The organism is Klebsiella sp. 2019SCSN059 (genome assembly GCF_021739525.1).
GTDB classification, from domain to species: Bacteria; Pseudomonadota; Gammaproteobacteria; order Enterobacterales; family Enterobacteriaceae; genus Klebsiella; species Klebsiella quasipneumoniae.
Genome location: NZ_JAKKOM010000009.1, coordinates 18,276 through 45,080, shown reverse-complemented (window position 1 = coordinate 45,080; position 26,805 = coordinate 18,276). Strand labels below are relative to the sequence as shown.

24 protein-coding genes are annotated in these 26,805 nt (G+C 60.8%); 15 read left to right on the top strand and 9 right to left on the bottom strand.

The window, feature by feature from the left end; all coding sequences use genetic code 11:
- Window position 1 precedes the first annotated feature (1 nt).
- From L2I46_RS12235 to L2I46_RS12220, 4 genes are all read left to right on the top strand, one after another.
- Window positions 2–1,180: an ABC transporter substrate-binding protein gene (locus L2I46_RS12235; RefSeq protein ID WP_236947893.1), complete on the top strand. Its 1,179-nt coding sequence runs from the start codon at window positions 2–4 to the stop codon at window positions 1,178–1,180.
- Window positions 1,153–2,688, top strand: coding sequence for an ABC transporter permease subunit (locus L2I46_RS12230; RefSeq protein WP_110212113.1), 1,536 nt, complete (start codon window positions 1,153–1,155; stop codon window positions 2,686–2,688). Before L2I46_RS12235 ends, L2I46_RS12230 begins: the two co-directional genes overlap by 28 nt.
- Entirely contained in the window at window positions 2,688–3,320 is a 633-nt protein-coding gene (locus L2I46_RS12225; protein WP_065805806.1) for an ATP-binding cassette domain-containing protein, read from the top strand. The genes L2I46_RS12230 and L2I46_RS12225 overlap by 1 nt, the downstream gene beginning before the upstream one ends.
- A gap of 93 nt (window positions 3,321–3,413) precedes the next feature.
- Window positions 3,414–4,721 (top strand): sulfurtransferase, encoded by a 1,308-nt coding sequence (locus L2I46_RS12220; RefSeq protein ID WP_065805805.1) that lies wholly within the window; start codon window positions 3,414–3,416, stop codon window positions 4,719–4,721.
- Between the two features lie 51 nt (window positions 4,722–4,772).
- Here L2I46_RS12220 and L2I46_RS12215 read toward each other — a convergent pair whose 3' ends face one another.
- Window positions 4,773–5,387: a CDP-alcohol phosphatidyltransferase family protein gene (locus L2I46_RS12215; RefSeq protein WP_032452514.1), complete on the bottom strand. Its 615-nt coding sequence runs from the start codon at window positions 5,385–5,387 to the stop codon at window positions 4,773–4,775.
- Window positions 5,388–5,473: 86 nt separating this feature from the next.
- On the opposite strand from L2I46_RS12215, the gene L2I46_RS12210 reads away from it, so the two are divergent.
- Window positions 5,474–5,884, top strand: a complete 411-nt coding sequence (locus L2I46_RS12210; RefSeq protein ID WP_236947892.1) for a pyrimidine (deoxy)nucleoside triphosphate diphosphatase — start codon at window positions 5,474–5,476, stop codon at window positions 5,882–5,884.
- A gap of 182 nt (window positions 5,885–6,066) precedes the next feature.
- Complete coding sequence (gene gdhA, locus L2I46_RS12205) at window positions 6,067–7,410, top strand: NADP-specific glutamate dehydrogenase (protein ID WP_004176526.1); 1,344 nt, start codon at window positions 6,067–6,069, stop codon at window positions 7,408–7,410.
- A gap of 43 nt (window positions 7,411–7,453) precedes the next feature.
- Here the strand turns inward: gdhA and L2I46_RS12200 are convergent, their stop codons facing one another.
- The 3 genes from L2I46_RS12200 to selD form a co-directional block, all read right to left on the bottom strand.
- Window positions 7,454–8,434 (bottom strand): NAD(P)H-quinone oxidoreductase, encoded by a 981-nt coding sequence (locus L2I46_RS12200; RefSeq protein ID WP_065805804.1) that lies wholly within the window; start codon window positions 8,432–8,434, stop codon window positions 7,454–7,456.
- 174 nt (window positions 8,435–8,608) lie between these two features.
- Window positions 8,609–10,555 (bottom strand): DNA topoisomerase III, encoded by a 1,947-nt coding sequence (locus L2I46_RS12195; RefSeq protein WP_023289280.1) that lies wholly within the window; start codon window positions 10,553–10,555, stop codon window positions 8,609–8,611.
- Between the two features lie 4 nt (window positions 10,556–10,559).
- On the bottom strand, window positions 10,560–11,603 hold the full coding sequence (selD, locus tag L2I46_RS12190; RefSeq protein ID WP_048297312.1) for a selenide, water dikinase SelD: 1,044 nt from the start codon (window positions 11,601–11,603) through the stop codon (window positions 10,560–10,562).
- A 225-nt stretch (window positions 11,604–11,828) separates the two neighbouring features.
- On the opposite strand from selD, the gene phoC reads away from it, so the two are divergent.
- Window positions 11,829–12,575 (top strand): acid phosphatase PhoC, encoded by a 747-nt coding sequence (phoC, locus tag L2I46_RS12185; RefSeq protein ID WP_004203793.1) that lies wholly within the window; start codon window positions 11,829–11,831, stop codon window positions 12,573–12,575.
- 658 nt (window positions 12,576–13,233) lie between these two features.
- Here the strand turns inward: phoC and L2I46_RS12180 are convergent.
- Window positions 13,234–13,785, bottom strand: a complete 552-nt coding sequence (locus tag L2I46_RS12180; protein WP_032452510.1) for an NAD(P)H nitroreductase — start codon at window positions 13,783–13,785, stop codon at window positions 13,234–13,236.
- Window positions 13,786–13,951: 166 nt separating this feature from the next.
- Between L2I46_RS12180 and sppA the strand changes: the two genes are divergently transcribed.
- The 5 genes from sppA to yajD all read left to right on the top strand — a co-directional run bounded on the left by sppA (window position 13,952) and on the right by yajD (window position 19,543).
- Window positions 13,952–15,805 (top strand): signal peptide peptidase SppA, encoded by a 1,854-nt coding sequence (gene sppA, locus L2I46_RS12175; RefSeq protein ID WP_032452509.1) that lies wholly within the window; start codon window positions 13,952–13,954, stop codon window positions 15,803–15,805.
- A gap of 138 nt (window positions 15,806–15,943) precedes the next feature.
- Window positions 15,944–16,963, top strand: coding sequence for an asparaginase (gene ansA, locus L2I46_RS12170; RefSeq protein ID WP_032452508.1), 1,020 nt, complete (start codon window positions 15,944–15,946; stop codon window positions 16,961–16,963).
- Between the two features lie 9 nt (window positions 16,964–16,972).
- The gene (pncA, locus tag L2I46_RS12165) at window positions 16,973–17,614 is read left to right on the top strand and encodes a bifunctional nicotinamidase/pyrazinamidase (protein ID WP_236947891.1); all 642 of its coding nucleotides are present in this window, start codon (window positions 16,973–16,975) and stop codon (window positions 17,612–17,614) included.
- 170 nt (window positions 17,615–17,784) lie between these two features.
- Window positions 17,785–19,038: a glycoside hydrolase family 18 protein gene (locus tag L2I46_RS12160; RefSeq protein ID WP_236947890.1), complete on the top strand. Its 1,254-nt coding sequence runs from the start codon at window positions 17,785–17,787 to the stop codon at window positions 19,036–19,038.
- A 160-nt stretch (window positions 19,039–19,198) separates the two neighbouring features.
- The gene (gene yajD, locus L2I46_RS12155; RefSeq protein WP_002901254.1) at window positions 19,199–19,543 is read left to right on the top strand and encodes an HNH nuclease YajD; all 345 of its coding nucleotides are present in this window, start codon (window positions 19,199–19,201) and stop codon (window positions 19,541–19,543) included.
- A 94-nt stretch (window positions 19,544–19,637) separates the two neighbouring features.
- On the opposite strand, the gene L2I46_RS12150 is transcribed toward yajD, so the two are convergent.
- On the bottom strand, window positions 19,638–19,916 hold the full coding sequence (locus L2I46_RS12150; protein WP_004203787.1) for a YeaC family protein: 279 nt from the start codon (window positions 19,914–19,916) through the stop codon (window positions 19,638–19,640).
- Window positions 19,917–19,959: 43 nt separating this feature from the next.
- On the bottom strand, window positions 19,960–20,373 hold the full coding sequence (gene msrB / locus L2I46_RS12145) for a peptide-methionine (R)-S-oxide reductase MsrB (protein WP_004203786.1): 414 nt from the start codon (window positions 20,371–20,373) through the stop codon (window positions 19,960–19,962).
- Window positions 20,374–20,710: 337 nt separating this feature from the next.
- Between msrB and gapA the strand changes: the two genes are divergently transcribed.
- Both gapA and L2I46_RS12135 read left to right on the top strand, forming a co-directional pair.
- Window positions 20,711–21,706, top strand: a complete 996-nt coding sequence (gapA, locus tag L2I46_RS12140) for a glyceraldehyde-3-phosphate dehydrogenase (protein WP_004203784.1) — start codon at window positions 20,711–20,713, stop codon at window positions 21,704–21,706.
- A gap of 74 nt (window positions 21,707–21,780) precedes the next feature.
- On the top strand, window positions 21,781–22,665 hold the full coding sequence (locus tag L2I46_RS12135; RefSeq protein WP_032452506.1) for a D-hexose-6-phosphate mutarotase: 885 nt from the start codon (window positions 21,781–21,783) through the stop codon (window positions 22,663–22,665).
- Window positions 22,666–22,725: 60 nt separating this feature from the next.
- On the opposite strand, the gene L2I46_RS12130 is transcribed toward L2I46_RS12135, so the two are convergent.
- Both L2I46_RS12130 and L2I46_RS12125 read right to left on the bottom strand, forming a co-directional pair.
- Window positions 22,726–23,580 (bottom strand): aldo/keto reductase, encoded by an 855-nt coding sequence (locus L2I46_RS12130; RefSeq protein WP_072420375.1) that lies wholly within the window; start codon window positions 23,578–23,580, stop codon window positions 22,726–22,728.
- A 91-nt stretch (window positions 23,581–23,671) separates the two neighbouring features.
- A complete protein-coding gene (locus tag L2I46_RS12125; protein WP_023289272.1) occupies window positions 23,672–24,418 on the bottom strand; it encodes a MipA/OmpV family protein in 747 nt (248 codons plus the stop codon).
- A gap of 416 nt (window positions 24,419–24,834) precedes the next feature.
- On the opposite strand from L2I46_RS12125, the gene yeaG reads away from it, so the two are divergent.
- The gene (yeaG, locus tag L2I46_RS12120; RefSeq protein WP_004203779.1) at window positions 24,835–26,769 is read left to right on the top strand and encodes a protein kinase YeaG; all 1,935 of its coding nucleotides are present in this window, start codon (window positions 24,835–24,837) and stop codon (window positions 26,767–26,769) included.
- Window positions 26,770–26,805: the final 36 nt, after the last annotated feature.

Below are 26,805 nucleotides of genomic sequence, written 5' to 3'. Positions count from 1 at the left end.
GATGCGCCGTTTGCGTGATTTCAGCCTCTGTCTGTACCTGCTGCTGCTCTGGCCGCTGGTGGTGAATGCCGACGACAGCTGGCGGCAGACCCAGACGGAAGCCCGTGGCCAGACCGTCTGGTTTAACGCCTGGGGCGGCGACCCGGCCGTTAACCGCTATCTGGCGTGGGTCAGCGAGGAGGTCAAACGCCACTACGCGATCGACCTGCGTATTGTCCCCATCGCCGACGCCGCCGACGCGGTGAAACGCATCCAGACTGAGGCGCAGGCTGGCCGTCGCCGCAGCGGTTCGGTGGATTTACTGTGGATCAACGGCGAAAACTTTCACACCCTAAAACAGGCCAACCTGCTGCTCACCGGCTGGGCCGAATCGCTGCCCAACTGGCGCTATGTCGATCGGCAAAAGCCGGTTCAGGAAGATTTTTCTGTCGCCACCGAGGGCGCCGAGTCGCCGTGGGGCAGCGCCCAGCTGACGTTTATCGCCCGCCGCGAACAAACCCCGCAGCCTCCCACCAGCCCGCAGGCGCTGCTGGCCTTCGCCAGAGCCCATCCGGGCAGCGTAACCTACCCGCGGCCACCGGACTTCACCGGTACCGCCCTGCTGGAGCAGCTGCTGATCGCCCTCACCGACCAGCCTGCCGCCCTGCGCCAGCCGCCTCAGACGGCGACTTTCGCGGCGGTCACCGCCCCGCTGTGGCGCTATCTCGATGCGCTGCACCCGGCGCTGTGGCGGGCGGGCAAGGATTTCCCGGCGTCGCCGGCGCGGATGGACGCCATGCTCAACCAGGGCACCCTCCGCCTGTCGCTGACGTTTAATCCGCTCCATGCCCGGCAGAAGGCCGCCAGCGGGGAGTTACCGGCGGACAGCTACAGCTTCGGCTTTACCGGAGGGACCCTCGGCAACGTCCATTTCGTGACTATTCCGGCCAACGCGCGCGCCGTCGCCGCCGCCAAAGTGGTGGCCAATTTCCTGCTCTCCCCTGAGGCGCAATTGCGCAAGGCGGATGCCGCCGTCTGGGGCGATCCAAGCGTCCTGGACCCGCAGCGTCTACCTGACAAGCAGCGCCAGGCGCTGGCGGCCACCCTGCCGCAGGATCTGCCGCCGGTGCTTGCCGAGCCGCACGCGGCGTGGGTTGACGCACTGGAGCAGGAATGGCTGCGCCGCTACGGTACCCACTGATCCTGCTGGCCTGGGGGACAATGGCGGCAATCTATCTGCCCTTATTCCCCGCCGCCGCAGGGCTGGTGTGGCCGGCGCTCTCCCCGGTCCACTGGCGGGCGCTGTTCGCCGACCCGCAGCTGGGCCAGGCGCTGGCCGCCACCTTTGTTTCCACGCTGCTGTCCGTCGGCGGCGCGTTACTGATCGCCCTGACCATCGTCGCCGCCCTCTGGCCTTCGGCCCGCTGGCGGCGACTGGCTTCCCGCCTGCCCTTGCTGCTGGCGGTGCCCCATCTAGCCCTGGCGACGGCGGCGCTGCTGCTGTTCGCCGAAGGCGGCTGGATCTGGCAGCGGCTGCCGTTTTTGACGCCGCCGGTCGACCGGTACGGCATCGGGCTTGGCCTGACGATGGCCCTGAAAGAGAGCGCCTTTGTGCTGTGGGTGATCTACGGCCTGCTGGGGGAGGCGCGCCTCGCCGACCAGGCGACAGCGCTAAAGAGCCTCGGCTACGGCCGCTGGCAGTGCCTGCGCTGGCTGGTGCTGCCTGGGCTGCTGCCCGCCCTCGGCATGGTGCTGCTGGCCGCCGCGGCCTGGAGCCTGTCGACGGTAGACGTCGCCCTTGTGCTGGGGCCCGGCAATCCGCCCACCCTCGCCGTGCTGGCGTGGCAGTGGTTAAGCCAGGGCGATGACCTGCAGCTGGCGAAAGGGGCGCTGGCCAGCCTGCTGCTGCTGGCGATCCTCGGCGGGCTGGCGCTGGTCGCCTGGGGCGGATGGCGGCTACAGCGTCGACGTCTGCCCGATCTGCGCGGCGTTCGGCATCCCCATCCCCACGCCCTGCCCGGCCGCCTGCTGGCGAGTGCCCTGCCGCTGAGCGGCCTGCTGTGCGCACTATTGCTGGCGGGGCTGGCGCGCTCGGCGCCGCCGCAGACCGAGGCATTGATTAACAGCCTTGGTCTGGCGCTGGCGGCCTGCGCCCTCGGCGCGGCCGTCTGCCTGCTGTGGCTGGCCTGCGGCCCGGCGCGGGGAGATGGCTGGGTCTGGTTGCCGCTGGTGCTGCCGGCCCTGCCGCTGGCCGACGGCCAGTACCGGCTGGCCCTGTACGCCTGGCTAGACGGCGAATGGTGGACCGTCCTGTGGGGCCATCTGCTGTGGGTGGTGCCGTGGATGCTGTTTATTTTGCGCCCGGCCTGGCGCCAGCGCGATCCGCGGATGGCGGTGATCGCCCGCACGCTCGGCTGGGATCCCACGCGTATTTTCTGGCTGCTGACCCTGCCCTCGCTGACCCGCCCGCTGCTGACCGCCCTGGCGGTGGGTTTCTCGGTGAGCATTGCGCAGTATCTGCCAACGCTATGGCTGGGGGCAGGCCGTATCCCGACGCTCACCAGCCAGGCGGTGGCGCTCAGCAGCGGCGGCGAGGCGCAGACGCTCGCCGCCCAGGCGCTGTGGCAATTACTGCTGCCGGCGGTATGCTTTACCCTGACGGCCCTGCTGGCCTGGCTGGCGGGCCGCTATCGACGAGGACTTCGCTAGTGCTAACCGTAAACCATCTGACCCTGAGCGTGAAACGTCAGCCGCTGCTGCGGGAGGTCGCCTTCTCGGTGGCCCCGGGTGAAGTGCTGACGCTGATGGGCCCTTCCGGCAGCGGAAAATCGACGCTGTTTGCGTGGATGATTGGCGCTCTGGCCGGCGACTTCCGCGCCGAGGGCGAGCTGTGGCTCAACGATCGGCGCTGCGATACGCTGCCGACGGAGCGCCGGCGCATCGGCATCCTGTTTCAGGACCCGTTGCTGTTCGACCATTTCAGCGTCGGGCAAAATTTACAGCTGGCGCTACCGGAAAGCGTGCGCGGCGAGGCGCGAAAAGCCGCGGTGGAGCAGGCGCTCAGTCGCGCCGGGCTGCATGGATTCGCCGCGCGCGACCCGGCCACGCTCTCCGGCGGACAGCGGGCGCGGGTGAGTCTGCTGCGCGCCCTGCTGGCGCGCCCCGAGGCGCTGCTGCTGGATGAGCCCTTCAGCCGCCTGGATGCCACCCTGCGCGCCGCGTTCCGCCGCTGGGTATTTGAGGAACTGGCCCGCCAGGCCATTCCGGCGGTCCTGGTGACCCACGATCGCGAGGACTGTCCGCCGACGGGGCGGTGCCTGGCGATGGAGCGCTGGCAATGAAGCGCAATAGCGTGCAAACCTGCGTTACCGCAAAGAAATCAACGCCTGGCAAGCGGAGAATACGCCCTCCACTTTTTACCGTCGGGCATTTCGATGAAACGTGTTTCTCAATTGACCGCACTCGCCCTGCTCATGGGGCTTGCTGCTACCACCACCTGCGCCGCTGAAACCATGCCAGCGCTCACCCTCTCCCACCTGCAACAGCAGCACGGCGTGGCCATCGACACCCGCCTGAGCGCTTATTACAACGGCTGGCCGCAGCACGTCAACGGCCCGGAAGGGCATGAGCCGCAGGCGCTGAACCTTTCCGCCCGCTGGCTCGGCGCCATGAGCGACGAGCAGCTCCACAGCTGGGCTAAACAGCACCAGCTCCAGCCCGATACCCCCATCGCGCTGTACGGCAGTCCTGAGGATAACGCCAGCGTCGCGGCGCGACTGAAACAAGCGGGCTTCACCCGGCTCAACGTCCTGAGCGACGCTCTGAGCCAGGGCGACCGTCTGCAAAAGCTGCCGCACTTTGAACAGCTGGTCTACCCGCAGTGGCTGCACGATCTGCAGCAAGGGAAAAGCGTGGCTGCCGCCCCGGCCGGCGACTGGAAAGTGTTTGAGGCCGCCTGGGGAGCGCCGAAGCTCTATCTGCTGAGCCATATCCCGGGCGCGGGCTATATCGACACCAATGAGGTGGAGAGCGAACCGCTGTGGAATAAAGTGTCCGATGCGCAGCTGAAGGCGATGCTGGCGAAGCACGGCATCCGCCATGACACCACGGTGATCCTCTACGGTCGCGACGTCTACGCCGCGGCGAGGGTGGCGCAGATCATGCTGTACGCCGGCGTCAAAGACGTGCGCCTGCTGGACGGCGGCTGGCAGACCTGGTCCGACGCCGGTCTGCCGGTGGAGCGCGGCATGCCGCCGACGCCGCAGCCGGCGCCGGATTTTGGCGCGCCGATCCCCGGCCAGCCGCAGCTGATGCTGGATACCGGGCAGGCCCGCGGTCTGCTGCACCGCCAGGACGCCTCGCTGGTCAGCGTCCGCTCGTGGCCGGAGTTTATCGGCACCACCAGCGGCTACAGCTATATCAAACCGAAGGGCGACATCGCCGGCGCCCGCTGGGGCCATGCCGGAAGCGACTCCACGCACATGGAAGACTTCCATAACCCGGACGGCACCATGCGCAGCGCCGACGATATCGCCGCCCTGTGGCGCCAGTGGAACATCCTGCCTGACCAACAGGTGGCGTTCTATTGCGGAACCGGCTGGCGGGCCTCGGAAACCTTCATGTATGCCCGGGCCATGGGCTGGCCGCACGTCGCCGTCTATGACGGCGGCTGGTACGAATGGAGCAGCAACCCGCACAATCCGGTCGCCCGCGGAGAACGCGGCCCGGAAAGCAGTCAGTAACGCGTCCCACCCGCGCGCGTCGCCCCCTGCCGGCGACGCGCGATTTTCCGCTCACGCCACCCGCTTTAAGGTCCGGTAGCCGCTGGCGATACGCGTCGCCGTCGTCAGCCAGCATAGCGCGCCAAACAGCCACGCCAGCCAGGCGAAATGCGCCGGAAACAAGCAGCTGAGGACAAACAGCAGGATAGTCTCCGTCCCCTCCGTCAGCCCCCCGAGATAGTGCAGCGATTTATGGGCATAGCCGGGATTGGCGATCTGGTGCTTTGCCGCCAGCGCGGCAAAGGCGAGAAAGCTGCTGCCGGTGCCGATAAAGGCAAACAGCAGCCAGCCGCCCGCCAGGGCGTTATTTTGCGGATCCGCCAGGATAAAACCGAACGGCACCAGGGCATAGAAGAGAAAATCCAGTGAGATATCGAGAAAACCGCCGGCGTCGCTAAGCCCGCGCCGCCGCGCCAGGGCGCCGTCCAGGCCGTCCAGCAGGCGGTTGAGAAGAATGGCCGCCAGCGCCGCGCCATACCACCCCAATGCCAGAAATGGCAGAGCCAGCGCGCCGATGGCAAAACCGAGCAGCGTCAGCCCGTCTGGCGAAATGCCCGGGCGGTCAAGCGCGCCGGCGGCAGCGTTAAGCAGAGGTTTGAGGCGAGGATGCAAGTGGCTATCAAGCACGGGGGTCTCCAGCAGAGTTGGCGGTTGTCAGTGAAGGTCTATGGCGGTGATAATAGGCCAGTTTGGTCTTATTAACGTTGATGCTTATGCTAAAAATGATTGAAGTTGTCGCCGCCATTATTGAACAGGATGGCAAAATTCTGCTGGCGCAGCGCCCGCCCCACGCCGACCAGCCGGGAATGTGGGAATTCGCCGGCGGCAAAGTGGAGCCGGGTGAAAGCCAGCCGCAGGCGCTGGCCCGGGAGCTGCGGGAGGAGATGGGCATCATCGCCCACCCGGCATGCTATATCGCCAGCCATCAGCGGGAAGTCTCCGGTCGCCAGATCCATCTGCACGCCTGGTGGGTACCGGACTTTCAGGGCGCGCCGCTGGCCCACTATCACAGCCAGCTGCGCTGGTGCCTTCCTGCCGACGCCTTAACCCTCGATCTCGCCCCGGCCGATATCCCCCTCCTGCACGCCTTTATCGCCCAGCGACCGTCCCTTTCTCCCCGCTGATCCGATCGCCGCCTCGTCATCGTTTTTAGTTATGACGGGCGGGCAATTATAAATTTTGCTGACGGCTTAATTTTTCCTTGCTTGCCTAAGGATTAGCGGTGTTATAGTCGGAAAATCGGTTTTTTCAAGGACCGAATCATAATAAATACATGCAACCACAACCATAAGGGGAACTTATATCTATGGATCAGACGTGCACTCTGGAAGGCTTTCTCACCCGCGTTCAACAGCGCGATCCTCATCAAACCGAATTTGCTCAAGCCGTCCGGGAGGTCATGACCACCCTGTGGCCATTCCTTGAGGAAAATCCGCGCTATCGTCAGCTTGCTTTGCTGGAACGTCTGGTGGAACCGGAGCGCGTGATCCAGTTCCGCGTGGTGTGGGTGGACGACCGCAATCAGGTCCAGGTCAACCGCGCGTGGCGCGTGCAGTTCAACTCGGCCATCGGCCCGTATAAGGGCGGGATGCGCTTCCATCCGTCGGTGAATCTGTCGATTCTCAAATTCCTTGGCTTCGAGCAGACCTTCAAAAACGCCCTGACCACCCTGCCGATGGGCGGCGGGAAAGGCGGCAGCGATTTCGATCCTAAAGGCAAGAGCGATGGCGAAGTGATGCGCTTCTGCCAGGCGCTGATGACCGAGCTCTATCGCCATCTTGGCCCGGATACCGACGTACCGGCAGGCGATATCGGCGTCGGCGGCCGCGAGGTCGGCTTTATGGCCGGCATGATGCGCAAACTCTCTAACAACAGCGCCTGCGTCTTCACCGGTAAAGGCCTCTCCTTCGGCGGCAGCCTGATCCGTCCGGAAGCCACCGGTTACGGCCTGATCTACTTCACCGAAGCAATGCTCAAACGTCACGGCCTCGGCTTCGAAGGCGCTCGCGTGGCGGTCTCCGGCTCCGGCAACGTCGCGCAATACGCCATTGAGAAAGCGATGGAGCTTGGCGCGCGGGTGGTCACCGCCTCCGACTCCAACGGCACCGTCGTTGACGAGGCGGGCTTCACCAAAGAAAAACTGGCCCGCCTGATCGACATCAAAGAGCGTGCCCACGGCCGGGTGGCCGACTACGCCCGCGAGTTTGGCCTCACCTATCTCGAAGGCCAGCAGCCATGGTCAGTGCCGGTGGATATCGCCCTGCCTTGCGCCACTCAGAACGAACTGGACGTCGATGCCGCCCGCCAGCTGATTGCCAACGGCGTGAAGGCCGTGGCGGAAGGCGCCAACATGCCGACCACCATCGCCGCAACCGATCTGTTCCTTGAAGCTGGCGTGCTGTTTGCCCCGGGCAAAGCGGCCAACGCCGGCGGCGTGGCGACGTCCGGTCTGGAGATGGCGCAGAACGCCGCGCGCATGGGCTGGAAAGCGGAAAAAGTGGATGCTCGCCTGCATCACATTATGCTGGATATCCACCACGCCTGCGTGCAGTACGGCGGTGAAGCGAAGCAGACCAACTACGTGCGCGGCGCCAATATCGCCGGTTTCGTGAAGGTGGCGGATGCCATGCTGGCCCAGGGCGTGATTTAACCTCCCCTGACGCCCTCCCGGCGGCTGCCCGCCGGGAGGCGTCTCACGACGTCATCGTGATCACCACTTTCCCCAGATGTTGACCACTGTCCAGACAGGCATGCGCCTCGGCAATCTCCGCCATCGGGTAGCTGGCGTAGATCATCGGCTTGCATTTCCCTGCCTCAAGCAGCGGCCAGACGTGGCGCCGCAGCGCCTCGGCAATCTCCTGTTTCTCCGCCGCCGTCCGGCCGCGCATGGTGGAGCCGGTGACGGTGGCCCGCTTGAGCATCAGGGTCTGAATATCCACCTCATGAGCGATTCGCCCGCCCATAAAGCCGATGATCACCAGCCGTCCATCCTTTTTCAGTAGCCCCAGGTTGCGGTTAAAGTAAGGGCCGCCCACGATATCCAGAATGACATCCACCCCTTCATCGTTGGTCAGTTGGTGAATTTTCTCTGCGAAATCTTCGGTTTTGTAGTTGATCGCCGTGGCGTAGGGTCGCAGCGCGGCAATTTTTTCGTCCTGGCCGACGGTGGCATAGACGCTCATCCCCAGCGCGTGACACAGCAGGACCGCGGTGGTGCCAATCCCGCTGGCGCCGCCGTGGATCAGAATGCTCTCGCCGGACTGCAGCTTACCGAGCTGGAAAACGTTCGCCCACACGGTGAAGAAGGTTTCCGGAATGGCGGCCGCTTCGCTAAAGCTGAGGCCCGCCGGGATCGGCAGCGTCTGGCCTGCCGGGACGGCGCAGTATTCGGCATACCCGCCGCCGTTGGTCAGCGCGCAGACGCGATCCCCGGGGGCAAAGGTTGTGACCTGCACGCCGACCTTCACGACCACACCCGCCACCTCGAGGCCGGGCACGGGGGTGACGCCCTCAGGCATAGGGTACAGCCCCTGGCGCTGCAGAATATCCGGCCGGTTGACGCCCGCCGCTTTCACCTTGATGAGCACCTCATGCTCCCCGACGGTGGGGATCTCACCTTCGCGGATCTGCAATACTTCCGGGCCGCCCGGTTGGCTGATAGCGATATATTTCACGGGTCCTCCTTATCGCCTGGGAGAGAAATGAGCAACGGCATCGGGAAGGGGAATGGGCATCCCTGTTCTGAGGGGGTCGTCAACCCCTTCCCGGCTGTTTAGTGTAGACCATTGACCTGGCGGGGGGAGAAACGGCGGCCGCGGGGAAGCGCATCCTCGCGGCCGCCGGGCGGGTTATTGCGGCGGCGGCGCGGCATCGTCTGCCGCTTTTTTGCCTTTCGCTTTGCCTTTGCCCTTACTGAAGGATTTTTTCGCCCCGCCAGGCGCCACCAGACCGCGGAACTGGCGCACCGGCGTGCTGCGCGCCTGCTCGATCAGCTGATACAGCGTCCCCACCAGCGGCTGCATAAAGTCCTGATAGCGGCACTGTTTCTCGCTGATTTGCGTCAATACCGACTCCCAGTGGGCGGTCATGTCCGGTCGCCCGGCCATCTCCGGCAGGGAATGAATCAGCGCCCTTCCGGCCTCCGAGGAGTGAATATAGCGCCCCTTTTTGCTCAGGAAACCGCGCTTAAACAGCAGTTCGATAATCCCGGCGCGGGTTGCTTCGGTGCCGAGGCCGTCGGTGGCGCGGAGGATCTTCTTCAGATCTTTATCCTGCACGAAGCGGGCAATCCCGGTCATCGCCGACAGCAGCGTGGCGTCGGTAAAGTGGCGCGGCGGCTGCGTCTGGCGCTCCACCACCTCGCCCCTCTCGCACAGCAGTTCATCGCCTTTGGCCACCACCGGCAGCGGCGTGCCGTCGTTCTCTTCATCGCGCTCTTTGCTACCAAGCAGCGTCCGCCAGCCCGCCTCGGCCAGAAAACGCGCTTTAGCGACAAATTTGCCGTTGGCGATCTCAAGGTCAATCTGGCATTTACGGAACACCGCGTCAGGGCAGAACTGCATCAGATACTGCCGGGCGATCAGGGTGTAGACCTTCGCTTCGTTATCGGTGAGTTTGACCTGGCTGCTGCGGGCGGTCGGGATAATCGCATGGTGCGCGTCGACCTTTTTATCATCCCAGCAGCGGTTGCGGATCTCCGGATCCACCACCGGCTGCGGCAGCAGATCCGCCGCATGGACGGCAATCGCATTCAGCACCGCATGGCGGCCGGCGAAATGCTCTTCCGGCAGGTAGCGGCTGTCCGAACGCGGATAGGTGATGAGCTTGTGGGTTTCATACAGCTTCTGGCAGATATCCAGCACGTTTTGCGCGCTGAAGCCGAAACGTTTGGCCGCCTCAATCTGCAGCGCCGACAGCGAAAACGGCAGCGGCGCGGGTTCGGAATCGCGCTTATCGTTATAGCCGGTCACCAGCGCCGGCTGGCCTTCGATACGCTTAACCACGTGCTCGGCCAGCGGACGATGCAGCAGGCGCCCTTCTTCATCCTGGTAAGGTTCGCAGGCTTCGCTCGGCACCCAGGTCGCGACAAAGCGCTCCTCCTGCGGCGTGACGATATGCGCTTTGACGTCGAAGAAATCTTTGGCGACGAAGTTTTCAATCTCTTCATCGCGGCGCACCACCAGGCCGAGCACCGGGGTCTGCACCCGCCCCACGGAGAGCACCCCCTGATAGCCGGCGTTGCGCCCCAGCAGAGTATAGGCCCGGGTCATATTGATGCCGTACAGCCAGTCGGCGCGCGCCCGCGCCAGCGCCGACACGCAAAGCGGCACAAACTCGCTGTTGGCGCGCAGGCGGTTGATCGCCCGCTCCACCGCCTGCGGGTTGAGATCGTTTATCAGACAGCGCTGCACCTGCTGGCGCTTCTCCGGAGCCAGCTGCAGGTAGTCGAGGACCTCGTCCACCAGCAGTTGCCCTTCACGGTCGGGGTCGCCAGCGTGGATAACCTCCTCGGCGTCGCCGAGCAGGCGCTTGATCACATTCAGCTGTTTGGTGACCGAAGGTTTAGGCTGCAGCTGCCATTTCTCCGGCACAATCGGCAGGTCGGTGAGATTCCAGCGGGCATAGCGGCTGTCATAGACGTCCGGCTGCGCCTGCTCCAGCAGATGGCCGATACACCAGGTGACCACCTGCCCGTTGCCGCACTCAATATAGCCATCGCCTTTGCGGTGCGGTTTAGGCAACACATCGGCGATAGCCCGACCGAGACTCGGTTTTTCTGCAATAAACAACCGCATCGAATCAACGGATCTCGATCATCGGTCGCCCGCCACGGGCGGTCACCAGCTCGCCGATGGCGGCTAGCTTAATACCGAACTCCGCCGCGGCGGCCTGGACTTCCGCCTCCGCCTCCGGGGTCACCGCCAGCAGCAGACCGCCTGAGGTTTGTGGGTCGCACAGCAGATCGCGCCACTCCGTCGGCATCTCGCCCATCAAATGGCCGTAGCTGGCAAAGTTGCGCCCGGTGCCGCCCGGCACCGCGCCGGCGGCGATATACTCCTCCACCCCCGGCAGTTTCGGGATATCGGCATAGCGCAGTTGCGCCTGCACGCCGGCCCCGCGGCACACCTCGCTGAGGTGGCCGAGCAGGCCAAAGCCGGTGACGTCGGTCATCGCCTTCACCCCGTCGATAGCGGCAAACGCGGCGCCGGCGAGGTTCATCTGGCACATGGTCTCCGTCGCCAGCCCCTGATGCTCTGGCTTGAGCAGCGATTTTTTCTCCGCGGTGGTCAGCACGCCGATCCCCAGCGGTTTGGTGAGATACAGTTTGCAGCCCGCCTGCGCGGTGCTGTTTTTCTTGATGCGCTCGGTGGGCACCACGCCGGTGACCGCCAGACCAAAGATCGGCTCAGGAGCGTCAATGGAGTGGCCGCCCGCCAGCGCGATCCCGGCCTGCTGGCAGGCAAAGCGCCCGCCCTCCACCACGTCGCGGGCAATTTCCGGCGCCAGGGTGTTGATCGGCCAGCCGAGAATGGCAATCGCCATAATCGGTTTCCCGCCCATGGCGAAAATATCGCTGATGGCGTTGGTGGCGGCAATGCGGCCAAAGTCGAACGGATTATCGACAATCGGCATAAAGAAGTCGGTGGTGCTGACGATTGACGTGCCATTACCAAGATCGTAAACGGCGGCATCATCGCTGGTTTCGTTGCCGACAAGCAGGTTCGGGTCGACAAACTTCGCCTGCTCGCTATGCAGGATGGTTTCCAGCACTTTCGGGGAAATTTTACAACCACAACCGGCTCCGTGGCTGTATTGCGTTAAACGAATGGCTTGCTCGCTCATGGACATCTCCTGTCATTGCAATCCCGCTATGTTAGCGCCCAAACGTCAGGGTGGTAAGTACGACAGTCTGAAATCGCGTATGGTTGCTCATTAAGCAGACAAAAAGCCGTTTTTGCGAGACGCGGCAATTTTTTCCCGACCATTTTCACTTTTACTTAAAGATGACAGAAATGTGACAACCCAGGACTGTCTTCTCTGGAATGATTATGACGTAAGGAAATTCTAATGAAAAAGCGTGTTCTTGCCCTTTGCCTGGCCAGTTTCTTCTCCGTTAACGCCTTCGCGCTGGTTCCCCCCGGTAACGATGTCACCACCAAGCCCGATCTCTACTATCTGACCAATGCCCAGGCCATCGACAGCCTGGCGCTGTTGCCGCCGCCGCCGGCGGTGGGCAGTATCGCGTTCTTAAACGATCAGGCGATGTATGAGCAGGGGCGCCTGCTGCGCAACACCGAGCGCGGGAAGCTGGCGGCAGAGGATGCCAACCTCAGCGCGGGCGGCGTGGCTAACGCCTTCTCCAGCGCCTTTGGCTCGCCGATCACCGAAAAGGACGCGCCGCAGCTCCATAAGCTGTTGACCAATATGATTGAAGACGCCGGCGATCTGGCGACCCGCGGCGCGAAAGAGAAGTATATGCGCATTCGCCCGTTTGCCTTCTACGGTGTCTCCACCTGCAACACCACCGAGCAGGACAAGCTGGCGAAAAACGGCTCTTACCCATCCGGGCATACCTCCATCGGCTGGGCCACCGCCCTGGTGCTGGCGGAGATCAACCCGCAGCGGCAGAACGAAATTTTGAAGCGCGGCTATGAGCTCGGCGAGAGCCGGGTGATCTGCGGCTATCACTGGCAGAGCGATGTCGATGCGGCGCGCATCGTCGGCTCCGCGGTGGTCGCCACGCTGCACACCAACCCGGCCTTCCAGCAGCAGTTGCAGAAAGCCAAAGACGAATTCGCCAAAACGCAGAAGTAACGTCATCGCCGTTGAACTCCGGGAGGCGGCGCCTGACGCGCCTTGTCCGGGTTACCTTTGGGGCGGCAGGCCGGGTCACGCGCACGCCGCCACCCGGCATAGATGCGGCTCCGAGCCTGCTGCCATCGCCCGGCGGCGCTGTGCTTGCGCGGGCCTACATTGAGGGGTAACCGTCTGATATCGGGATGGTTATGTAGGCCGGGTAAGACGCAGCCGCCACCCGGCGAAATAACGGCACAATCGTAAATTTCCCTGCTCGCGCTGCGCTTAGCAGGGCTACCACTCCTGTGTTATGTCCGGGCAGATGGCGCTCCCGGCTAATCGTCTGCGTTATGTCAATCATGGCGCAGGGAGCGCACAGGGGGCGGCCAGTCGCCGCCGCCCCCTGTACCCCCGGGCTCCGGCCAGCAAAATCGCCACTGCGTGGTCCCTTCGACTTATCCCTGCAGGCTTCGGGTCGGGCCGAGGCAGCGTCCATGCAAAACACGGCCCTCAGCCCGCATCCATGCGGGCTGCCCCGGCCTTCCGGGAACGTCTCAGCGATTTTGAGGCCGCCAGCACCGGCAGTTTCAGCAACAATGGTGAATAAATTAACGACAGGTCGTACGAATGTAGGCCGGGTAAGGCGCAGCCGTCACCCGGCGTAACACGCGCTGACTCAGAATCGCGTCACAAACGGCGCGGTATCCGGCAGGGCAATGGTGGTTGAGGCTTTCAGCTGCGGCGTGCCCAGATAGAGGAAGCCGACGATTTTATCCTGCTCGCGGCACCCGAAGCCGGCCCGCACCACCGGGCTCTCGGTCAATGCTCCGCTGCGCCAGATGCCGTTGAATCCCTGGGCCAGGGCCGCCATCTGCATCGCCATCACCGCGCAGCCAGCGGACATCTCCTGCTCCCAGCGCGGCACCTTCGGGTGGTCTTCACAGCGCGCCACTACGGTAATGATCAGCGGCGCGCGAAACGGCGCATTGCGGGCTTTCTCTATGCCCTTCTCATCCTGGCCGGCCTCCCGGGCCCCCTTTTCCAGCAGCTGACTAAAGCGTTCGCGGCCGTCATCGGCGATAATGAAAAAGCGCCACGGCTGCAGGGTGCCATGATCCGGGGCGCGCAGCCCGGCGCGCAGAATGTTTTCCAGCTGTTCGCCGGCCGGGGCCGGTTCCGCCAGGCGGGAAGCGCTGCGGCGATTAAGCAGTAGGTCGAGAGCATCCATCTGTATAACTCCTGTGATGTCATTTTTCATAAAATTAACATGCACAAGGATTTTGTTACAGCGCGGTCGGTGATTCCTGCTGACAACCGACGGCTCACTCTTTAGGATAGCCAGACGCGGCGGCCCCTGCGGCCTGCCCATTTTTAGATAACGTTAGGGAGAATACATGCGAACCCTTTGGCGACTGATTGCCAGCTTTTTTAAATGGACGTGGCGGATACTCAACTTTATTCGCAAACTGGCCCTCAATGCGATCTTCCTGGTGCTGGTGCTGGTGTGTATCGGCATCTGGAGCCAGTTCAGCAGCACCACCAGCGAACATGCCGCGCGCGGCGCGCTGCTGCTGGATATTACCGGCGTGGTGGTGGATAAACCGTCCGCCAGCAGCAAGCTCGGCGTAATTGGCCGCCAGCTGTTTGGCGCCAGCTCGGACCGTCTGCAGGAGAATTCTCTGTTCGATATCGTGCAGACCATCCGTCAGGCGAAGGATGACCGTAATATCACCGGTATTGTGCTGGATCTGAAAAACTTCGTCGGCGGCGATCAGCCGTCCATGCAGTACATCGGTAAAGCGCTGCGCGAATTCCGCGACAGCGGCAAACCGGTGTATGCCGTCGGCAGCAGCTACAGCCAGGGCCAGTACTACCTGGCGAGCTTTGCCAACAAAATCTGGCTCTCTCCGCAGGGCGAGGTGGACCTGCACGGCTTCGCCACCAACGGGCTGTACTACAAGTCGCTGCTGGATAAGCTGAAAGTCTCCACCCATGTCTTCCGCGTCGGCACCTATAAATCCGCCGTCGAGCCTTTCATTCGCGATGACATGTCCCCTGCCGCCCGCGAAGCGGACAGCCGCTGGATTGGCGAACTGTGGCAGAACTACCTCAACACCATCGCCGCCAACCGGCAGATCACCACCCAGCAGCTCTTCCCGGGCGCCCAGGGCATTATCGATGGCCTGCGTAAGGTGGGCGGCGATACGGCGAAATATGCGCTGGACAATAAGCTGGTGGATGAGCTGGCGACCTCCACGGAAGTGGAAAAGGCGCTGACCAAACAGTTTGGCTGGAGCAAAGCGGATAACAATTACCGGGCGATCAGCTATTACGACTACAACGTGAAGACACCGTCTGACCAGGGTTCCGCCATCGCGGTGATCTTCGCCAACGGCGCCATCATGGACGGCGAGGAGACCCCGGGCAACGTTGGCGGCGACACCACCGCTGCGCAAATTCGCGATGCGCGCCTCGACCCGAAAATTAAGGCCATCGTCCTGCGCGTCAACAGCCCGGGCGGCAGCGTGACCGCCTCGGAAATCATTCGCGAAGAGCTGGCGGCAGCCAAAGCCGCGGGTAAACCGGTGGTCGTTTCAATGGGCGGCATGGCGGCCTCCGGCGGCTACTGGATCTCCACGCCGGCGGACTACATTGTCGCGAACCCAAGCACCCTCACCGGCTCCATCGGCATCTTTGGGGTGATCAACACCGTGGAAAACACCCTTGGGTCGATTGGCGTCCATACCGACGGCGTCGCCACGTCGCCGCTGGCGGATATCTCCAGCACCAAAGCGCTGCCGCCGGAAGTGCAGCAGCTGATGCAGTTGAGCATTGAGAACGGCTATCAACGCTTTATCACCCTGGTGGCTAACGCGCGTAAGAGCACGCCGGAGAAAATCGACCAGATTGCCCAAGGCCACGTCTGGACCGGGGAAGATGCCAAAGCCAACGGTCTTGTCGACAGCCTCGGCGACTTCGACGACGCGGTGGCCAAGGCCGCCGAGCTGGCGAAGCTGAAAACCTGGCACCTCAACTACTATCAGGAAGAGCCCACCTTCTTCTCGATGGTGCTGGACAGCCTGACCGGTTCGGTACGCGCCTCGCTGCCGGCCGCCATTCAGGCCTGGCTGCCTGCACCGGTGGCCGCGGCAGCCGAGACGGTGAAAGCCGAAAGCGACAAGCTGGCGGCGTTTAACGACCCGCAGAACCGCTATGCCTTCTGCCTGACCTGCGCCAACATCCGTTAATACGCAGCGGCTGCCCCGTCTCCCGGGGCAGCCTTTTTTCCGCACCTGCCAGCGCCGCCACAAAGCGAGCGGCCAACACTGTATTTTTTCCTCCGTCTCTTTATACTGCGCCTGTCTACGACCAACCTAAGCGATGCTATGCAAAAAAAATCGATTTACGTTGCCTACACCGGTGGGACCATCGGTATGCAGCGCTCTGAACACGGCTATGTACCCGTTTCCGGCCATCTCCAGCGACAGCTGGCGCTGATGCCTGAGTTCCATCGCCCGGAGATGCCGGACTTCACGATCCATGAATACCATCCGCTGATGGATTCATCCGATATGACCCCTGAGGACTGGCAGCACATCGCCGACGATATCCGCAGCCATTACGAGGAGTATGATGGCTTTGTGATCCTCCACGGTACCGACACCATGGCGTTTACCGCCTCTGCGCTGTCGTTCATGCTGGAAAACCTCGGCAAACCGGTGATTGTGACAGGGTCACAAATCCCGCTGGCCGAGCTGCGCTCCGACGGCCAGATCAACCTGCTCAATGCCCTGTACGTCGCCGCCAACTATCCGATTAACGAAGTGGCGCTGTTCTTCAACAATCGGCTGTTCCGCGGCAACCGTACCACTAAAGCCCATGCCGACGGCTTTGACGCCTTCGCCTCGCCAAACCTCGCGCCGCTGCTGGAGGCCGGGATCCATATCCGCCGTCTCGGTACCCCGCCGGCGCCGCAGGGCTGCGGAGAGCTTATCGTGCACCCTATCACCCCGCAGCCGATTGGCGTGGTGACGATTTACCCCGGCATCTCCGCCGACGTGGTGCGTAATTTCCTGCGCCAGCCGGTGAAAGCGCTGATCCTCCGCTCCTACGGCGTCGGCAATGCGCCGCAGAATGGCGAGTTTATTCAGGTGCTGGCGGAAGCCAGCCAGCGCGGCATTGTGGTGGTCAACTTGACGCAGTGCATGTCCGGGAAAGTGAACATGGGCGGCTATGCCACCGGCAATGCCCTCGCCCAGGCGGGAGTCATCAGTGGTTTCGATATGACGGTGGAAGCGACGCTGACCAAGCTACACTATCTGCTGAGCCAGCAGCTGGACGTTGACGCCATTCGCGCGGCGATGCAGCAGAATCTGCGTGGCGAACTGACCCCTGACGAAGCTTAAGGAGGACGTATGGCGCATCGAGCGCTGTTACTGGTTGATTTGCAGAACGACTTCTGCGCCGGCGGCGCGCTGGCGGTTCCCGAAGGCGACAGTACCGTCGAGGTGGCCAATGCGCTTATCGACTGGAGCCTGGCGCGCGGCGAGCCCATCGTCGCCAGCCAGGACTGGCACCCGGCGGATCACGGCAGCTTCGCCAGCCAGCATCAGGTGGAGCCCTACACCGTGGGCGACCTGGATGGCCTGGCGCAAACTTTCTGGCCGGATCACTGCGTTCAGCACAGCGAAGGCGCGGCGCTGCATCCCCTGCTCAAGCAGCAGGCCATCGCCGCCCTGTTCCACAAAGGGCAAAACCGGGTCATTGACAGCTACAGCGCTTTTTTTGACAACGGTCACCGGCAGAAAACTGAACTGGACGGCTGGCTGCGTGGTCAGGGGATCGTGGAGCTGACCGTGCTCGGCCTCGCCACCGATTACTGCGTTAAGTTCACCGTGCTGGATGCCCTGGCGCTGGGCTACGCGGTCAACGTCATCACCGATGGCTGCCGCGGGGTGAATCTTCAGCCGCAGGACAGCAGCCAGGCGTTTATGGAGATGGCCGCCGCAGGCGCCACGCTCTATACCCTCGATGACTGGCGGGAAACCCACGCCTGATCCCTTCCCCGGCGCGCCCGCGCCGGGGCTTCTTCTGCCGCCTCGCTATCGTCCATAAATTGAACTCTCTCGCAGTTTCAACAGGTTATTGCTGGTAGTCTGGCAAGGCTGTTTTTTCGCCACGCCATTTCCGTGGCGCGGTTATTTTTTTAAGTCAAAGAGGAACCACTATGAAACGTTTGCCCTTGCTGGCAGCCTTGCCCCTGCTTTGCGCTTCCGCGCTCTCTGCCCAACCGCTGATGTCCGTCGGCTATTTCAACGGCGGCGGCGACGTCACTGCCGGGCCGGGCGGGGATATCGACAAGCTGGACGTCCGGCAGATCACCCATCTCAACTACTCGTTTGGCCTTATCTATAACGATGAAAAAGACGAGACCAACGCAGCCCTGAATGATCCTGCTCATCTGCACGAGATCTGGCTGTCGCCGAAGGTGCAGGCGGATCTGCAAAAGCTCCCGGCCCTGCGTAAACAGAACCCGGACCTCAAAGTCCTGCTGTCGGTCGGCGGCTGGGGAGCGCGCGGTTTCTCCGGCGCGGCGGCAAGCAAAGAAACCCGGAAGGTGTTTATTCAGTCTGCGCAGGAAATTGTTGAAAAATATGGTCTGGATGGGATTGACCTCGACTGGGAGTTTCCGGTCAACGGCGCCTGGGGGCTGGTTGCCAGTCAACCGGCCGATCGCGATAACTTTACCGCGCTGTTAAAAGAGCTGCGCGCAGCGTTTGGTACCAGGAAACTGGTCACTATCGCCGTGGGCGCCAACGCCGAAAGCCCGAAAAGCTGGGTGGACGTTAAAGCGATTGCGTCATCGCTCGACTACATCAACCTGATGACCTACGACATGGCCTACGGCACGCAGTACTTCAACTCGAACCTGTATGACTCCAGCCACTGGCCGACGGTCGCCGCGGCGGATAAATACAGCGCCGATTTTGTGGTCAACAATTACCTGGCCGCCGGGCTTAAACCCAGCCAGATGAACCTCGGAATTGGTTTTTATGGCCGGGTGCCGAAACGGGCGGTCGAGCCGGGGATTGACTGGAGTAAAGCGGATGCGCAAAAGAACCCGGTCACCCAGCCCTATTTTGGTCCACAGCAGATCGCGCTGTTTGCCTCGCTGGGCTATGACCTGAGCAAAGACACCTACGTGAAATACAATGATATCGTGGGCAAATTGCTCAACGATCCGCAGAAACGCTTTACCGAGCACTGGGACGATGAGGCGAAAGTCCCGTGGCTGTCGGTGCAGTCCGCGGAGGGCAAGCCGCTGTTCGCCCTCTCCTACGAGAACCCGCGCTCGGTGGCCATTAAAGCGGACTACATCAAGGCGAAAGGCCTCGCCGGAGCGATGTTCTGGGAGTATGGCGCCGATGACCAGAACCAGCTGGCCCGCCAGCTGGCGGAATCGCTGGGGATCAAACACTAATCGCGGCTGTTCCGCCGCATCGCCGCCGCCGGGCGGCGTGACGCAGGCAGCATCGCCGGCAATGCAGGTATATCGCGCTGCCCGGGATAGGTTATGATGCCTGTTATCCGCTGCGCCAGGGGCTGGCGCAGCTTAACCGTTTGACAGGAGGCAGGGGGCCATGGCCTATATCCCCAAAAATTACGCACGTCTGGAAGTGGGTTACCGCGAAAAGGCGCTCAAGCTCTTTCCCTGGGTATGCGGACGCTGCTCACGGGAGTTTGTCTACTCCAATCTGCGCGAGCTGACGGTGCACCATATCGATCACGACCACTCCAATAACCCGGAAGATGGCAGCAACTGGGAGATGTTGTGCCTTTACTGTCACGATCACGAACATTCCAAGTACACCGAAGCCGATCAGTATGGCTCCACGGTGGTAGCGGGCGAAGATGCGCAAAAGAGCGTCGGCGAGGCCACCTACAACCCGTTTGCCGACCTGAAAGCGATGATGAATAAAAAGTAAGCGAAGCGACTGACCGCCGGGCGCGGTCATTGACGCTACCCTGGTCCGGCGCCGGATCACCCGACGCCGGAACGTCTCCCCGCCGGCCGGCGGTTTATTGCAACTTCACGGTGGCGATCGGCTTCGGCACGATGCCGAAATCTTCCTTCAGCTGCTGTTTGCTCTTCATCACCATCTGCCCGCGGGTGTCGATGGTCATATGCTGGGCGTCGGTGTTATACCGGGCCTGCCACAGCATCACCAGCTGCAGGCTATTTTCCTTCTGCTCCGGCGTCAGCGCCACGCCATCCGGCCATTTTCCCAGCTCTACCGCCGTCGCCAGACGCTGATACACTTCCGGGGTCATGCTGTCGATAATTTGCTCAATATCCATCTTCCGCTCACCTCCACCTGGAATAATTTGCTGAATCGTTTCTTCAACCCTTGATCTGCTCGCCGTTCTGCTCATCGGTGAAGCTGAGCGACGCCGAATTGACACAATAGCGCTCGCCGGTCGGCTGCGGGCCATCCGGAAACACGTGACCGAGATGGGCATCACAATTTCCGCAGCGGATCTCAATGCGCTGCATGCCGTGGGAGCTGTCGTCCAGATAGCGAATGGCCTCTTCGCTTACCGGCTCGTAGAAGCTCGGCCAGCCGCAGCCGGAGTCGTATTTGGTCTGGGAGTTGAACAGCGGCGCATCGCACACCAGGCAGTGATACACGCCATTTTTCTTGTTGTGCAGCAGCCGTCCGGTGAAAGGCGGTTCGGTGCCATGATGTTGGGTCACGTAAAACTGCATTTCGCTCAAGCCGTTTTTCAGCTCTTCCGGGGAGGGTTTATTTGCCATGGGCTTACATCTCGCTTTGCAATGGACAACTTTCGCCCCAATTCTAACAAAACATTAACAATGAAGCGTACACTTTTGTTCTAAACTTATCCGGTGCCCACAGGCAGCCAGATAATTGTGACTTAAATCACGTTTTTATCTTAAATGCCCTTTAAAATTCCGCGCGCAGCCCCCATATGGAATTGGGCTCAAAGGGAGAGTGAGGCAAATCAATCGCGCAAGGTGTGCTCAGGATTGATTTGTCGCAATGATTGACACGATTCCGCTTGACGCTGCGTAAGGTTTTTGTAATTTTACAGGCAACCTTTTATTCACTAACAAATAGCTGGTGGAATATATGACTATCAAAGTAGGTATCAACGGTTTTGGCCGTATCGGTCGCATTGTTTTCCGTGCTGCTCAGAAACGTTCTGACATCGAGATCGTTGCAATCAACGACCTGTTAGACGCAGAGTACATGGCTTACATGCTGAAGTATGACTCCACTCACGGTCGTTTCGACGGCACCGTTGAAGTGAAAGACGGTCATCTGGTCGTTAACGGTAAAAAAATCCGTGTTACCGCTGAACGTGACCCGGCTAACCTGAAGTGGGACGAAGTTGGTGTTGACGTTGTTGCTGAAGCAACCGGTATCTTCCTGACCGACGAAACCGCTCGTAAACACATCACCGCTGGCGCGAAAAAAGTCGTTCTGACTGGCCCGTCCAAAGACAACACCCCGATGTTCGTTCGTGGCGCTAACTTCGACACTTACGCTGGCCAGGACATCGTTTCCAACGCATCCTGCACCACCAACTGCCTGGCACCGCTGGCTAAAGTCATCAACGACAACTTCGGTATCGTTGAAGGCCTGATGACCACCGTCCACGCAACCACCGCTACTCAGAAAACCGTTGATGGCCCGTCTCACAAAGACTGGCGCGGCGGCCGCGGCGCAGCTCAGAACATCATCCCGTCCTCTACCGGCGCTGCTAAAGCAGTAGGTAAAGTACTGCCAGAACTGAACGGCAAACTGACCGGTATGGCGTTCCGCGTTCCGACTCCGAACGTATCCGTTGTTGACCTGACCGTTCGTCTGGAAAAAGCAGCGTCCTACGAAGAAATCAAGAAAGCTATCAAAGCCGCTTCTGAAGGCGCAATGAAAGGCGTTCTGGGTTACACCGAAGACGACGTTGTTTCTACCGACTTCAACGGCGAAGTTTGCACTTCCGTGTTCGATGCTAAAGCAGGTATCGCACTGAACGACAACTTCGTTAAACTGGTTTCCTGGTACGACAACGAAACTGGCTACTCCAACAAAGTTCTGGACCTGATTGCCCACATCTCCAAATAAGTTGAGATGAAAAAGTAATCTGTAAGAGCGACTTCGGTCGCTCTTTTTTTTGTCTGCAGAGATAGGATTGCACAATGATAAATAAAATTTTTGCTCTCCCGGTGAATGAAACCATTTCGCCCGTTATCTCCCGTCGCCAGCTGGACGACCTGGAGCTGATTGTCATCGACCATCCGCAGGTGAAAGCCTCTGTGGCGCTGCAGGGGGCGCACCTGCTCTCCTGGAAACCCGCCGGTGAAGAAGAAGTCCTGTGGCTGAGCAACAACACCCCATTTAAACAGGGCGTCGCCCTGCGCGGCGGCGTGCCGATTTGCTGGCCGTGGTTTGGCCCATCGGCGCAGCAGGGCCTGCCGTCGCACGGCTTTGCCCGCAACCTGCCGTGGACCCTGGAAGGGCATGATGAAGACGACAGCGGCGTGATGTTGACCTTTGCGCTGCAGAACAGCGCTGAAACCATGAAGCTGTGGCCGCATGAGTTCACCCTCTATGCCCGCTTCAAGCTGGGCAAGACCTGCGAAATCGAGCTGGAAGCCCACGGCGAATTCGAGACCACCTCTGCCCTGCACAGCTACTTCAACGTTGGCGATATCGCGGCGGTGAAAGTGAGCGGTCTTGGCGAGCGCTATATCGATAAAGTGAAGAACGCCGAAGTAGGCGTTCTGAACAACGGCGTGCAGACCTTCCCGGATCGTACCGACCGCGTCTATCTCGACGCCGAAGGCTGCAGCGTGATCCACGACGACGCGCTCAGCCGCACGATCGACGTGGTGCATCATCATCAGCACAACGTGGTGGCCTGGAACCCGGGCCCGGCGCTGTCCGTCAGCATGGGCGACATGCCGGACGATGGCTATAAAACCTTCGTTTGCGTCGAAACCTGCTGCGTGACCCAGCCGCAGAAAGCCAGTGAAGAGACCCCGTCTCGCCTGGCGCAAACCATCAGCGTGAAAAAACGCTAACCGCAAAAAGCCCCGTTTATCACGGGGCTTTTTCTCTTCTCCACCTGGATGCGCTGTGGGTTAAACCATTTCCAACCGGGTTTTCCGCGGCGGCGGCGGATAGAGGCGGTCCAGCTGCGCAAGCTCTTGCGGGCTGAGAACGATATCAAGCGCGACGGCATTCTGCACCACATGCTCGATAGTCGCCGCTTTCGGGATCGCCAGCATTCCCGGATGACGAATCACCCAGGCCAGCAGCAGCTGCGCCACCGTCACGCCCCGCGCGTTAGCCATATTGATGATATCGGTATGCTGAAAAAGTCCATCGCGTAAGCGCCCCGCCTGCGCCAGCGGGCAATAGGCCATCACCGGCAGGGTGTGCTGCTGGCACCAGGGCAGGAGATCGTATTCAATGCCCCGCGACGCGAGATGATAGAGCACCTGGTTGGTGGCGCAGCGTTCGCCGCCCGCCGTGCGCCACAGCGCCTGCATATCGTCGGTGTCCAGATTGGAGACGCCCCAACGGCGGATTTTGCCCTCGGCCACCAGCCTTTCCATCGCCTCGACCGTCTCCTGCAGGGGGATATCGCCCCGCCAGTGCAGGAGATACATATCCAGATAGTCGGTCTGCAGCCGGCGCAGACTGTTTTCACAGGCGCGGCGCATCGCCGCTCCGCCGGCGTGCCAGGGATAGACTTTAGAGACCAGCGTCACCCGGTCGCGCAGGCCGCGGATCGCCTGGCCCACTACCTCCTCCGCCCCGCCGTCGGCATACATCTCCGCGGTATCGATTACCGTCAGGCCATGGTCGATGCCCGCGCGCAGTGCAGCCACCTCCTGCTGACGCTGCGCCGCGTTCTCGCCCATATACCAGGTTCCCAGCCCGATGGCCGGAACTGCCGCCTGCTCGCCAAAGCATACTGTTTTTTTCACCATCGTCTCCTTCTTCGCGCCCTGCACCACCCTAAAGCAAAACAGGGCGCGAAGCCCTGTTTTGATGCATAAAGCGCACTGTAATAATGCACAATCAGAAGGTGTAGGTGATCCCGGTTGAGATCAGACCGCTCCAGGATTTGTCCACCATCGGGCTATCGGTAATTTCATCCGACAGACGCGTGTAGCGCGCAATACCGTATACGCTCCAGTCGCCGAGGAAGCGATAGTTGGCCGCCAGCTCCAGATACGGGTTCCAGCTGCTGTCCGGATCGTAGCTGCGCATCCCGCTGCGACGGGACTCATGCTGCGAGACGCCATAGTAGTATTCGTTCTGATTGTCGCTGTTCCACTCGACGCCAATGCCCGGCGTCAGCGTCAGGTTCCCGTTGGTGTAGCGGTACAGCCAGGCGAGATCCCAGTTGATACCGTTGCTATTATCCAGCGTATCGCCGGCAATCGTCGTGCGCAGGAAGCCATAGGGCGTATTGTGGACATAAGAAAGACCGGCCATCACGGTCGATTTACGTTTATCCAGGCGACGCATTTGTTCGCTATCGCTGTCGCCCGGCTTGAAGTACATCGGCGACCAGTAGGCCGTTATCGACAGCTTATCGTTGGTGTCATTCCACAGGTAGTAACCCCCGCCCAGACCGTGGAACCAGAAGTTATCGCTCTCATAACTAATGACCGGCACCGGATAAACATCCGCATCATACTGCTTGTACGGATGCTCAACGATGCCGACGCCAGCCCCAAGCGTGAACTTCCCATCGGCATGCGCCGCGCTGGCGGAGGTCGCAATCAGCACGCCGAGTGCCAGAAGTTTGATTTTAGTCACAATCCATATTCCCGTTGTCAAATAATCAGCCCGTGCAGTTTACCGTCGTAGGTCTCATGCCTCAAATTCTTTACCCGATATGACACAAATCGTTCACTTTCCCACCCTTCTCTTACCATCTGGTGACAGCCCGATGACAGCTTCACGTCCCGGCGAATCAAAAAGCGTCTTTTTCAGGATGAGTTATTGATATGTCATTGAAATTGATTTTCTGCGGCATGCAAGATTTCTAAATGCATCTACGCTTAAATTTAGAAGGTGTAATTGCAGGGCACATTCACGCTACCCCACCCGCAACCTGGCATAAGGGTTGCTGGATACCAGGAGAGCGATGTTCAGCTTATGTCTTCCGGGGGCCCCCACTATTCATATGAACGGCTCTCAACCTGTGCTAAAAAACGAAAGGACGGCATGCCATGAATATATTCGATCACTATCGCCAGCGCTATGAAGCTGCCAAGGACGAAGAGTTCACACTGCAGGAGTTTCTTACCATCTGCCGGCAAGATCGCAGTGCCTATGCCAATGCGGCAGAACGTCTGTTGATGGCCATTGGTGAACCCGTCATGGTTGATACGGCTCTCGAGCCGCGGCTATCCCGTCTCTTTTCAAACCGGGTCATCGCACGCTATCCGGCGTTTGAAGAGTTTTACGGTATGGAAGACGCCATTGAGCAGATCGTTTCCTACCTCAAGCATGCCGCCCAGGGGCTGGAAGAGAAGAAACAGATCCTCTATTTGCTGGGACCGGTGGGCGGTGGTAAATCATCGCTGGCTGAACGGCTGAAAGCCCTGATGCAGCGCGTGCCTATCTATGTGCTGAGCGCCAACGGCGAGCGCAGCCCGGTTAACGATCACCCGCTGTGCCTGTTCAATCCGCAGGAGGATGCGCAGATCCTTCAGAAAGAGTATGGCGTCCCTACCCGCTATCTCGGCACCATTATGTCGCCGTGGGCGGCCAAACGCCTGCATGAGTTTGGCGGCGATATCACGAAATTCCGCGTGGTCAAAGTCTGGCCATCGATTCTCGAGCAGGTCGCCATCGCCAAAACCGAACCGGGCGATGAGAACAACCAGGATATTTCAGCGCTGGTGGGTAAAGTGGATATCCGTAAGCTGGAACACTATGCGCAGAACGACCCGGACGCCTACGGCTACTCCGGTGCGCTGTGCCGCGCCAACCAGGGGATCATGGAGTTCGTCGAGATGTTTAAAGCGCCGATCAAGGTGCTGCATCCGCTGCTGACCGCGACCCAGGAGGGTAACTATAACGGGACCGAAGGGATCTCCGCCCTGCCGTTTAACGGGATCATCCTTGCCCACTCCAACGAATCGGAATGGGTGACCTTCCGTAATAACAAAAACAATGAGGCCTTCCTCGACCGCGTCTATATCGTCAAAGTGCCTTATTGCCTGCGGATCTCCGAAGAGATCCGTATCTATGAAAAACTGCTCAACAGCAGCGAACTGACGCATGCGCCATGCGCCCCGGGCACGCTGGAAACGCTGGCGCGCTTCTCGATTCTGTCGCGCCTGAAAGAGCCGGAAAACTCGAGCATCTACTCGAAAATGCGGGTCTATGACGGCGAGAGCCTGAAGGATACCGACCCGAAAGCGAAATCCTATCAAGAGTATCGCGACTACGCCGGGGTGGATGAAGGGATGAACGGGCTCTCCACCCGCTTTGCCTTTAAGATCCTCTCAAGGGTGTTTAACTTCGACCATGTTGAAGTGGCGGCCAACCCGGTGCATCTGTTCTATGTGCTGGAGCAGCAGATTGAGCGCGAACAGTTCCCGCAGGAGCAGGCCGAGCGCTATCTGGAGTTCCTCAAAGGCTATCTGATCCCGAAATACGCCGAGTTTATCGGCAAAGAGATCCAGACCGCTTATCTGGAATCCTACTCCGAGTACGGGCAGAACATTTTCGATCGCTATGTCACCTACGCTGACTTCTGGATCCAGGATCAGGAATATCGCGATCCGGACACCGGGCAGCTGTTTGACCGTGAATCGTTGAATGCCGAGCTGGAGAAAATTGAGAAGCCGGCCGGGATCAGCAACCCGAAAGACTTCCGTAATGAAATCGTCAACTTTGTGCTGCGCGCCAGAGCCAACAACAGCGGACGTAATCCGAACTGGACCAGCTATGAGAAACTGCGCACGGTTATTGAGAAGAAAATGTTCTCCAATACCGAAGAGCTGTTGCCGGTCATTTCGTTTAACGCCAAAACCTCAACCGATGAGCAGAAAAAACACGACGACTTTGTCGACCGCATGATGGAGAAAGGCTACACCCGCAAACAGGTTCGCCTGCTGTGCGAGTGGTACCTGCGGGTTCGTAAATCGTCCTGATGCGTCCAGCCCGGCGGTGCGCCGCCGGGCCAACTG

Bases quoted from the DNA above. Each gene is read 5' to 3' on its own strand.
- pncA (WP_236947891.1), top strand. From the start codon at position 16,973: ATGGCGCATCGAGCGCTGTTACTGGTTGATTTGCAGAACGACTTCTGC.
- L2I46_RS12135 (WP_032452506.1), top strand. From the start codon at position 21,781: ATGATAAATAAAATTTTTGCTCTCCCGGTGAATGAAACCATTTCGCCC.
- L2I46_RS12180 (WP_032452510.1), bottom strand. From the start codon at position 13,785: ATGGATGCTCTCGACCTACTGCTTAATCGCCGCAGCGCTTCCCGCCTG.
- msrB (WP_004203786.1), bottom strand. From the start codon at position 20,373: ATGGCAAATAAACCCTCCCCGGAAGAGCTGAAAAACGGCTTGAGCGAA.
- selD (WP_048297312.1), bottom strand. From the start codon at position 11,603: ATGAGCGAGCAAGCCATTCGTTTAACGCAATACAGCCACGGAGCCGGT.
- L2I46_RS12195 (WP_023289280.1), bottom strand. From the start codon at position 10,555: ATGCGGTTGTTTATTGCAGAAAAACCGAGTCTCGGTCGGGCTATCGCC.
- L2I46_RS12230 (WP_110212113.1), top strand. From the start codon at position 1,153: ATGGCTGCGCCGCTACGGTACCCACTGATCCTGCTGGCCTGGGGGACA.
- yajD (WP_002901254.1), top strand. From the start codon at position 19,199: ATGGCCTATATCCCCAAAAATTACGCACGTCTGGAAGTGGGTTACCGC.
- gapA (WP_004203784.1), top strand. From the start codon at position 20,711: ATGACTATCAAAGTAGGTATCAACGGTTTTGGCCGTATCGGTCGCATT.
- phoC (WP_004203793.1), top strand. From the start codon at position 11,829: ATGAAAAAGCGTGTTCTTGCCCTTTGCCTGGCCAGTTTCTTCTCCGTT.
- L2I46_RS12150 (WP_004203787.1), bottom strand. From the start codon at position 19,916: ATGGATATTGAGCAAATTATCGACAGCATGACCCCGGAAGTGTATCAG.
- L2I46_RS12210 (WP_236947892.1), top strand. From the start codon at position 5,474: ATGCTAAAAATGATTGAAGTTGTCGCCGCCATTATTGAACAGGATGGC.
- L2I46_RS12160 (WP_236947890.1), top strand. From the start codon at position 17,785: ATGAAACGTTTGCCCTTGCTGGCAGCCTTGCCCCTGCTTTGCGCTTCC.
- ansA (WP_032452508.1), top strand. From the start codon at position 15,944: ATGCAAAAAAAATCGATTTACGTTGCCTACACCGGTGGGACCATCGGT.
- L2I46_RS12235 (WP_236947893.1), top strand. From the start codon at position 2: ATGCGCCGTTTGCGTGATTTCAGCCTCTGTCTGTACCTGCTGCTGCTC.
- gdhA (WP_004176526.1), top strand. From the start codon at position 6,067: ATGGATCAGACGTGCACTCTGGAAGGCTTTCTCACCCGCGTTCAACAG.
- L2I46_RS12130 (WP_072420375.1), bottom strand. From the start codon at position 23,580: ATGGTGAAAAAAACAGTATGCTTTGGCGAGCAGGCGGCAGTTCCGGCC.
- sppA (WP_032452509.1), top strand. From the start codon at position 13,952: ATGCGAACCCTTTGGCGACTGATTGCCAGCTTTTTTAAATGGACGTGG.
- yeaG (WP_004203779.1), top strand. From the start codon at position 24,835: ATGAATATATTCGATCACTATCGCCAGCGCTATGAAGCTGCCAAGGAC.
- L2I46_RS12220 (WP_065805805.1), top strand. From the start codon at position 3,414: ATGAAACGTGTTTCTCAATTGACCGCACTCGCCCTGCTCATGGGGCTT.